8 protein-coding genes are annotated in these 8,658 nt (G+C 72.7%); 1 reads left to right on the top strand and 7 read right to left on the bottom strand.

Annotation, left to right across the window (positions count from 1 at the left end; translation table 11 throughout):
- Window positions 1–137: 137 nt before the first annotated feature.
- The 7 genes from ACIBW6_RS18740 to pgsA all read right to left on the bottom strand — a co-directional run bounded on the left by ACIBW6_RS18740 (window position 138) and on the right by pgsA (window position 6,106).
- Window positions 138–890, bottom strand: coding sequence for a YebC/PmpR family DNA-binding transcriptional regulator (locus ACIBW6_RS18740; RefSeq protein ID WP_399060834.1), 753 nt, complete (start codon window positions 888–890; stop codon window positions 138–140).
- A gap of 47 nt (window positions 891–937) precedes the next feature.
- Window positions 938–1,546 carry a pyridoxal 5'-phosphate synthase glutaminase subunit PdxT gene (gene pdxT / locus ACIBW6_RS18735; protein WP_399060832.1) on the bottom strand — a complete coding sequence of 203 codons (609 nt, stop codon included), beginning with the start codon at window positions 1,544–1,546 and terminating at the stop codon, window positions 938–940.
- A 5-nt stretch (window positions 1,547–1,551) separates the two neighbouring features.
- The gene (gene pdxS, locus ACIBW6_RS18730; RefSeq protein ID WP_399060830.1) at window positions 1,552–2,466 is read right to left on the bottom strand and encodes a pyridoxal 5'-phosphate synthase lyase subunit PdxS; all 915 of its coding nucleotides are present in this window, start codon (window positions 2,464–2,466) and stop codon (window positions 1,552–1,554) included.
- Between the two features lie 134 nt (window positions 2,467–2,600).
- On the bottom strand, window positions 2,601–3,146 hold the full coding sequence (locus tag ACIBW6_RS18725) for a hypothetical protein (protein ID WP_399060828.1): 546 nt from the start codon (window positions 3,144–3,146) through the stop codon (window positions 2,601–2,603).
- A 136-nt stretch (window positions 3,147–3,282) separates the two neighbouring features.
- A complete protein-coding gene (locus ACIBW6_RS18720) occupies window positions 3,283–4,476 on the bottom strand; it encodes a glycosyltransferase family 4 protein (protein ID WP_399060826.1) in 1,194 nt (397 codons plus the stop codon).
- The gene (locus tag ACIBW6_RS18715) at window positions 4,473–5,387 is read right to left on the bottom strand and encodes a phosphatidylinositol mannoside acyltransferase (protein WP_399060824.1); all 915 of its coding nucleotides are present in this window, start codon (window positions 5,385–5,387) and stop codon (window positions 4,473–4,475) included. Before ACIBW6_RS18715 ends, ACIBW6_RS18720 begins: the two co-directional genes overlap by 4 nt.
- Window positions 5,384–6,106 carry a phosphatidylinositol phosphate synthase gene (pgsA, locus tag ACIBW6_RS18710; RefSeq protein WP_399061073.1) on the bottom strand — a complete coding sequence of 241 codons (723 nt, stop codon included), beginning with the start codon at window positions 6,104–6,106 and terminating at the stop codon, window positions 5,384–5,386. The genes ACIBW6_RS18715 and pgsA overlap by 4 nt, the downstream gene beginning before the upstream one ends.
- 201 nt (window positions 6,107–6,307) lie before the next feature.
- On the opposite strand from pgsA, the gene ACIBW6_RS18705 reads away from it, so the two are divergent.
- Window positions 6,308–8,524 (top strand): elongation factor G-like protein EF-G2, encoded by a 2,217-nt coding sequence (locus ACIBW6_RS18705; protein WP_399060822.1) that lies wholly within the window; start codon window positions 6,308–6,310, stop codon window positions 8,522–8,524.
- Window positions 8,525–8,658 lie beyond the last annotated feature (134 nt).

Below are 8,658 nucleotides of genomic sequence, written 5' to 3'. Positions count from 1 at the left end.
GGCCCCCCCGCGCCCCCCCCCCCCCCCCCCCCCCCCCCCCCCCCCCCCCCGCGGCCCGGGGCCCGCCCCCCCCCCCCCGCCGCCCCCGGGGGGGGGGGGGGGGGGGGCCCCCCCCCCCCCCCGCCGCTGGTGTCACGTCAGGCGTCGACCTTCTCCATGACCTCGTCGGAGACGTCGAAGTTGGCGAAGACGTTCTGCACGTCGTCGCTGTCCTCGAGGGCGTCGATCAGCTTGAAGATCTTGCGCGCGCCCTCCTCGTCCAGCTCGACCTGCATGGTCGGGACGAAGTTGGCGTCGGCCGAGTCGTAGTCGATGCCGGCCTCCTGGAGCGCGGTGCGGACCGCGACCAGGTCGGTGGCCTCGGAGAGCACCTCGAAGGACTCGCCCAGGTCGTTGACCTCTTCGGCGCCCGCGTCGAGGACGGCGCCCAGCACGTCGTCCTCGCCCAGCTCGCCCTTGGGGACGACCACGACGCCCTTGCGGTGGAACAGGTACGACACCGAGCCCGGGTCGGCCATACTGCCGCCGTTGCGGGTCATGGCCACGCGCACGTCGGAGGCGGCGCGGTTGCGGTTGTCGGTGAGGCACTCGATGAGCACCGCGACGCCGTTCGGACCGTAGCCCTCGTACATGATCGTCTCGTAGTCGGCGCCACCGGCCTCCAGGCCGGCGCCGCGCTTGACCGCGGAGTCGATGTTCTTGTTCGGGACCGAGCTCTTCTTGGCCTTCTGGATGGCGTCGAAGAGTGTCGGGTTACCGGACACGTCGGCGCCGCCCGTGCGGGCCGCGACCTCGATGTTCTTGATCATCTTCGCGAAGAGCTTGCCGCGCTTGGCGTCGATCACGGCCTTCTTGTGCTTCGTCGTAGCCCATTTAGAGTGGCCGGACATCTGCCTGTCTCCTTCGCGTAACCAACCTCAGTACGAACGCAGCGATCCTACAAGGAACCCGCGCCGTCCTTCGCCCGCACCATGTCGACGAAGAGACCGTGCAGCCGGTGGTCCCCCGTGAGCTCGGGGTGGAAGGACGTCGCGAGCGCGTTCCCCTGCCGGACGGCGACGATGTGGCCCTCGTGCTCGGCGAGGACCTCCACGGCCGCGCCGACGGACTCCACCCAGGGAGCGCGGATGAACACGCCCTCCACGGGGTCGCCCGCGACGCCCCGGACGGCGACGGTCGCCTCGAAGGACTCGTTCTGTCGCCCGAAGGCGTTACGGCGCACGATCATGTCGATGCCGCCGACGGTCTCCTGGCCCGAGCGCGGGTCGAGGATCTTGTCGGCGAGCATGATCATTCCGGCGCAGGTGCCGTAGACCGGCAGACCGGCGCGCACGCGCGCGCGGAGCGGCTCCATCAGCCCGAACAGCTCGGCCAGCTTGGAGATGGTCGTCGACTCGCCGCCGGGGATGACCAGGCCGTCGACCTCGGCCAGCTCTTCGGGGCGCCGCACCGGCCTGGCCACGGCGTCGGCCGTGGCCAGGGCGATGAGGTGCTCCCGTACGTCGCCCTGGAGGGCCAGGACGCCGATGACGGGGGTGGTGCTCATGGCGGTTACCAGCCCCGGTTCGCGTAGCGCTCGGTCTCGGGCAGGGTGTCGCAGTTGATGCCGACCATGGCCTCGCCGAGGTTGCGGGAGGCGTCCGCGATGATCTTCGGGTCGTCGTAGAAGGTCGTGGCCTTCACGATGGCGGCGGCACGCTTGGCCGGGTCGCCCGACTTGAAGATGCCGGAGCCGACGAAGACGCCCTCGGCGCCGAGCTGGCGCATCAGCGCGGCGTCGGCCGGGGTGGCGACGCCACCGGCGGAGAAGAGGACGACGGGCAGCCTGCCGAGCTCGGAGACCTCCTTGACCAGCTCGTACGGGGCGCGCAGGTCCTTGGCGGCGGCGTACAGCTCGTTGTTGTCGAAGCCGCGCAGGCGGGCTATCTCGTTCTTGATCTGGCGCAGGTGGCGGACGGCCTCGACGACGTTGCCGGTGCCGGCCTCGCCCTTGGAGCGGATCATGGCCGCGCCCTCGGCGATGCGGCGCAGGGCCTCGCCCAGGTTGGTGGCGCCGCAGACGAACGGCGTGGTGAAGGCGAACTTGTCGCTGTGGTTGACCTCGTCGGCCGGGGTGAGGACCTCGGACTCGTCGATGTAGTCCACGCCGAGGGACTGCAGGACCTGGGCCTCGACGAAGTGGCCGATGCGGGACTTGGCCATGACCGGGATGGAGACCGCGCCGATGATCTCCTCGATCATGTTCGGGTCGGACATCCGGGCCACGCCGCCGTCCTTGCGGATGTCGGCCGGGACCCGCTCCAGGGCCATGACGGCGACGGCGCCCGCGTCCTCGGCGATCTTCGCCTGCTCGGCGTTGACCACGTCCATGATGACGCCGCCCTTGAGCTGCTCGGCCATGCCGCGCTTGACGCGGGCGGTGCCGGTGGCAGGGGCTTCGGTGGGCTGCTGGGTGCTGCTGGACACGGGTGACCTCACTCGGTGACGAAGGCTTGATGCAGCACTGAGGAAACCGCCGGGGCCCAGGCCACTACAAGAGCCAATGGGTACCCGGTGGCTCCTTTTGCCGCCCGGCTCCGTGCCGGTGTCTCCTTTGTGGCTCAGGAGGCGGCGCGGTCGGCGACGGTCGCCGGCGGTTCGTCGTCCATCTCGAAGGCCAGCGGGAACGGGGCGTGACCCGCCAGCCGGAACCAGCGGACCTTGCGGTGGCGGCGCAGGGCGCGGGCCGCGCGGACGGCGTCGTTGTGGAAGCGGCGGGCCATGGGGACGCGGCGCACCGCCTGGGCCAGTTCCTCGGCGGCCTCCTCGCCGCCGGGCGCCTCCCGGACGGTCTCCAGCTGGGCGGCGTCGCCGAAGACCGCTCTCAGCGCCTGGCTGAGCTCACTCTCGGCGACCTCCCGCTGCTCCTCCTCGGCCTGCCGGGCGGCGTGCGCGGCCTCGTAGAGCACGATCGACGCGGCCGGGTCGAGGACGCCGGAGGTGGCCAGCTCCTGGGCGACCGACGCGCGGCGCAGCAGCTGGGCGTCGAGGGCGGCGCGGGCCGCGTCGATGCGGGCGTGCAGCCGGTCGAGGCGTCCCGCGGTCCAGCTCAGGTAGAGGCCGATGGCGAAGAGGGCTACGGCGATCCAGATCAGGGTGGCGGTCACGGGCGGCAAGATTACCGGTGCCGGGGTGGGCCACCGCGCTCACGCGGCACGGGCAGGGGGCAGGGCGGCGTGGATCGGGCCGGGGTACGCCTCTGGGCCGCCGCCGGGCCCCGCCCGGGCCCGCCCCCGATACCCCTCAGTCCCTCGCCAGGCCGAAGCGGGCTCGCAGGCCCGTGCGTTCGTCCGTGGCGACCACCGCCGCGCCGTGTGTCACCGTCTCGTAGACCGAGAGGATGTCCGCGCCGACCGTGGACCAGTCGAAGCGGCGGACGTGCTTGCTGCCGCGGTCGCTCAGTTCGGCCCGGCGGCCGGGGTCGGCCAGCAGGCGCAGCGCGGCGCCCGCCAGCGCGTCCGCGTCCTCGTTCGCGAAGAGCTCGCCCGCCGCGCCCTGGTCGAGGACCTGCGCGAAGGCGTCCAGGTCGGAGGCGAGGACTGGGGCGCCCGCCGACATCGCCTCGACGAGGATGATCCCGAAGCTCTCGCCGCCGGTGTTCGGGGCCACGTACACGTCGACGCTGCGCAGGAACCGCGCCTTGTCCACGTCGCTGACCATGCCGAGGAACTCGACGCGCTCGCGCATCTCCTTCGGCAGCGTCTCGACGGCCTCCACCTGGTCGCCGCGCCCGGCCACCAGCAGCCGCGTCCCGGGCCGCTCCGCGAGGATCTTCGGCAGCGCCTTCATCAGGACCGGCAGGCCCTTGCGGGGCTCGTCGATGCGGCCGATGAAGCCGATCGTGCCGCCGCGCTCGTGCTTCTCGGGGGTCTCGGGCGGGCTCTGCCACTCCGCCTTGGGCTCGGCGCGGGCGAAGAAGTCGACGTCCACCCCGTTCGGGATGACCACCGCGTCACCGCCCAGGTGTTCGACGAGCGTGCGGCGCGCGTACTCGCTCACCGCGATGCGGGCGCTGATCTTCTCCAGGGCGGGCTGCAGGATCGGGTACGCGGCGATCATCGCGCGCGAGCGGGGGTTGGAGGTGTGGAAGGTCGCGACGATGGGGCCCTGGGCCGCCCAGCAGGTGAGCAGGCCGAGCGAGGGCGAGGCCGGCTCGTGGATGTGGATGACGTCGAACGCGCCGTCGTGCAGCCAGCGGCGCACCCGCGCGGCGCTCAGGAAGCCGAAGTTGAGCCGGGCGACCGAGCCGTTGTAGGGCACCGGCACGGCGCGGCCCGCCGACACGACGTACGGCGGCAGGGGGGTCTCGTCGTCCGCCGGGGCGAGGACGGAGACCTCGTGCCCGAGGCCGATGAGGTGCTCCGCCAGATCGCGGATGTGGAACTGGACGCCGCCCGGCACGTCCCAGGAGTAGGGGCAGACGATGCCGATCCTCACGCGGGCCGCTCCTCGACGTGGTCCAGGTCGGCGAGCCACAGCCGTTGCAACATGTGCCAGTCCTCCGGATGGTCCGCGATCCCCGTGGCGAAGGCATCGGCCAGCGCCTGTGTCATGACGGACGTCTTCTCGGCCCGCGTACCTGTCTCGGGGACGTCGACGGGCGGATGGACGCGGCCCCGCATGACGGGCGAGGAGTCGTACCAGAGGGTGACGGGCAGGAGCAACGCGCCCGTCTGCTGCGCGAGCATCGCGGGACCGGCCGGCATCCGCGTCGTCTCGCCGAAGAACTTGACCTCCACGCCGGAGGTCGACAGGTCGCGGTCGGCGACCAGGCAGACCAGGCCGCCCGCGCGCAGCCGGCGCGCCAGGGTCCCGAAGGCGGAGCCGCCGGTGTGCGGCAGCACCTCCATGCCGAGCCCCTCGCGGTAGGCGACGAACCGGTCGTACAGGGTCTCCGGTTTGAGCCGCTCGGCGACCGTGGTGAACGGCGTGTCCAGCTTGGTGGTGACCCAGGCGCCCGCGAGGTCGTAGTTGCCCATGTGGGGCAGTGCGAGCACGACGCCCTTGCCGGCCGCCAGCCCCTCGGTGAGGTGGTGCAGGTCCTGGGGCGTGAAGCCGTCCGCGATGCGCTGCCTGCTCCACGCGGGCAGCCGGAAGGACTCCATCCAGTAGCGCAGGTAGGAGCGCATGCCCGCGTGGGAGAGCTGGGCCAGCTTCTGGGGCGTCGCGTCGGGAACCACCCGGGCGAGGTTGGCCTCCAGGCGGAGCACGCCCTTGCCGCGCCGCTTCCAGACGGTGTCGGCGATGGCCCGGCCCAGCCGCCGCGCGACCGGTTCGGGCAGCTTCTTGACGGTGGCCCAGCCGAGCCCGTACAGCGCGTCCGTCACCCGCTCCTGGACGCCGCTCACGAGGTGGCCTCCTCCTGGGTGGCGGCCGCGGCGGCGGCGTCCGCCTCCGCGGACTCGCGGCGGACGGTCACCACCCGCTGGATCAGCGTCACGAGGCTGCCCACGGCGACGATCCACAGGGCGACCGGCAGCAGGTACTGGATGCCGGGCACGCCGAACTTGTGCAGGCCCGCGAAGCCGGCGGCGACCAGCGAGATGACGAGCCGCTCGGCGCGCTCCACCAGGCCGTTGACGGCGACGGGCAGCCCGATCGCCTCACCGCGCGCCTTGGTGTAGGAGACGACCTGGCCACTGGCGAGGCAGAAGATGGAGACCGCGGCCAGCACGTCGTCGTTCCCGGAACCGCCGTACCACAGGGCGAGGCCGCCGAAGATGGCGCTGTCGGCGACGCGGTCGAGCGTGGAGTCGAGGAACGCCCCCCAGCGGCTGCTGCGGCCGAGCTGGCGCGCCATGTTGCCGTCCACGAGGTCCGAGAAGACGAACAGCGTGATGACGACCGTGCCCCAGAAGAACTCTCCGCGCGGGTAGAAGACCAGCGCCCCCGCCATCACTCCGGCGGTGCCGAGGAGCGTCACCGTGTCGGGACTGACCCCGCGACGGATGAGAAACGCGGCGAACGGTGTGAGGACACGCGTGAAGAATGCACGCGCGTACTTGTTCAGCATGGCCTTCCCGAGGGTCGGTGCCTGCGTGACCCCTCTGGCCACCGGCTGGCCCATCGTAGTCACGCGCGCGGGAGAACGACGGCCGGGCCACCACGCGCGCGTGGACCCGCGTACGACGTATGGACGCACCGTGACCGGAGTGGAAAGCTCGATGGCACCGCGGGCGTCGCAGCTCCTGGCACGCGGATCCCAGCGCGTCCGCGCCCTCACGTCCCACTCGAACCACCTCACCGTGCGACAACCGGGAGGCAAGGCATGGGCGACAAGGCGAACGGACACCCCGGAGCCGCCGGCAGGGCGGTGACGGCCGACCACCCCGCCTCCGTGCGGAACGTGGTGCTGGTCGGCCACAGCGGCTCGGGCAAGACGACTCTGGTGGAGGCCCTCGCGCTGACGGCGGGGGCGGTCGACCGGGCCGGGCGGGTCGAGGACGGCACCACCCTCTCCGACCACGACGAGATCGAACACCGTCAGCAGCGCTCGGTCCAGCTCTCGCTCGTCCCTCTGGAGTGGGGCGGCTACAAGATCAACCTGTTGGACACCCCCGGCTACGCCGACTTCGTCGGGGAGTTGCGGGCCGGTCTGCGCGCGGCGGACGCGGCCCTCTTCGTCGTCTCGGCGGCCGAGAGCCCGCAGACGCTGGCGGGCGCGACCCGCATGGTGTGGGAGGAGTGCGCCGCCGTCGGCATGCCGCGGGCGATCGTCGTCACGCACCTGGAGGCGGCGCGGGCGGACTTCGCGGAGGTGACGCGGGCCTGCGCGCGGATCTTCGGGGGCGACGACCCGGACGCGGTGCTCCCGCTCTACCTGCCGCTGCACGGCCCGCAGGGCGCGGACGGCCACGCGGCCGTGACGGGTCTGGTCGGTCTCCTCTCGCAGCGTCTGTACGACTACGCGTCGGGCGAACGCGAGGAGTCCGCACCCGGCGCGGAGCGGCTTCCGGAGATCGAGGAGGCCCGCAACCGGCTCATCGAGGGGATCATCGCGGAGAGCGAGGACGAGACCCTCATGGACCGCTATCTGAGCGGCGCGGAGCTCGACTTCAAGACCCTGGTCGAGGACCTGGAGCGGGCCGTCGCGCGCGGTGTCTTCCACCCGGTCCTCGCCGCGGCCCACGCGCCGCAGGGCGCCCGCCAGGGGCTCGGCACGGTCGAGCTGCTCGAACTGGTCACGGGCGGCTTCCCCTCGCCCCTGGAACGCGCCGCGCCCGCGGTGCGCACGCCGGGCGGCACGGCCCGCACGGTCGGGTCCTGCGATCCGCGGGGCCCGCTGGTGGCGGAGGTCGTCAAGACGGCGTCCGACCCGTACGTGGGCCGCGTCTCGCTGGTCCGGGTCTTCTCCGGCACGCTGCGTCCGGACGAGACGGTGCACGTGTCGGGGCACGGTCTGGAGGACCACGCGCGCGCGGGCCGCGCCCTGCACGAGTCGGACGAGCGCATCGGCGCGCTGTCGGCCCCCTTCGGCAAGCAGCAGCGCACGCTGACGCACTGCGTCGCCGGGGACCTGGCGTGCGTGGCCGGGCTGCACCGCGCGGAGACGGGCGACACCCTCTCGGCGAAGGACGATCCGCTGCTGATGGCGGCGTGGGACATGCCGGACCCGCTGCTGCCGCTCGCCGTCCGGGCCCACGGCAAGGCGGACGAGGACAAGCTCTCGCAGGGCCTGACGCGGCTCGTCGCCGAGGACCCGACGATGCGGCTGGAGCAGAACCAGGACACGCACCAGGTGGTGCTGTGGTGCCTGGGCGAGGCGCACGCGGACGTCGCCCTGGAGCGGCTGCGCAGCCGGTACGGGGTGCGGGTCGACGTGGTGCCGCACAAGGTGTCGCTGCGGGAGACGTTCGCGGGCCGGTCCGCGGGGCGCGGCCGGCACGTGAAGCAGTCCGGCGGGCACGGGCAGTTCGCGATCTGCGCGATCGAGGTGGAACCGCTGCCGGGCGGGTCCGGCATCGAGTTCGTGGACAAGGTCGTCGGCGGCGCCGTGCCGCGCCAGTTCATCCCCTCCGTCGAGAAGGGCGTACGGGCGCAGGCGGCGCGCGGCGTCGCGGCCGGGTATCCGCTGATCGACGTGCGGGTGACGCTCCTGGACGGCAAGGCGCACGCGGTGGACTCCTCCGACGCGGCGTTCCAGACGGCCGGCGCGCTCGCGCTGCGCGAGGCGGCGGCCGGCGCCACGATCCATCTGCTGGAGCCGGTCGCCGAGGTGCAGGTACTGGTCGGGGACGACTACGTGGGTGCCGTGATGAGCGATCTGTCCGGGCGCCGCGGCCGGGTCGTCGGCACCGAACAGGCGCCGGGCGGGCGCACTCTCGTACGGGCGGAGGTGCCGGAGATCGAGATCGGACGGTACGCGGTGGACCTGCGGTCGCTGGCGCACGGGACGGCCCGCTTCGACCGCGGCTACGCCCGACACGAGCCGATGCCACCGCAGTTGAGCGAGCGGATCCGGCAACAGGCCGGCGCGGCACCGTGATCGGCCCCTGACCGCCCTCTCCTGCCGGTCCGGCCGCCACCGGGCTTCGCCGTCCCGGGGTGGATGTCGGCGGCGGCCGCTACGCTGGTGCGGATCAGCGGATCAGGACGATCAACTGATCAACAGGTGTGCGG

The sequence above is a fragment of the Streptomyces sp. NPDC049813 genome, assembly GCF_044465085.1.
GTDB lineage: Bacteria > Actinomycetota > Actinomycetes > Streptomycetales > Streptomycetaceae > Streptomyces.
This window is presented reverse-complemented; position numbering and strand designations above follow the sequence as displayed.

Bases quoted from the DNA above. Each gene is read 5' to 3' on its own strand.
- ACIBW6_RS18740 (WP_399060834.1), bottom strand. From the start codon at position 890: ATGTCCGGCCACTCTAAATGGGCTACGACGAAGCACAAGAAGGCCGTG.
- ACIBW6_RS18705 (WP_399060822.1), top strand. From the start codon at position 6,308: ATGGGCGACAAGGCGAACGGACACCCCGGAGCCGCCGGCAGGGCGGTG.
- pgsA (WP_399061073.1), bottom strand. From the start codon at position 6,106: ATGGGCCAGCCGGTGGCCAGAGGGGTCACGCAGGCACCGACCCTCGGG.
- pdxT (WP_399060832.1), bottom strand. From the start codon at position 1,546: ATGAGCACCACCCCCGTCATCGGCGTCCTGGCCCTCCAGGGCGACGTA.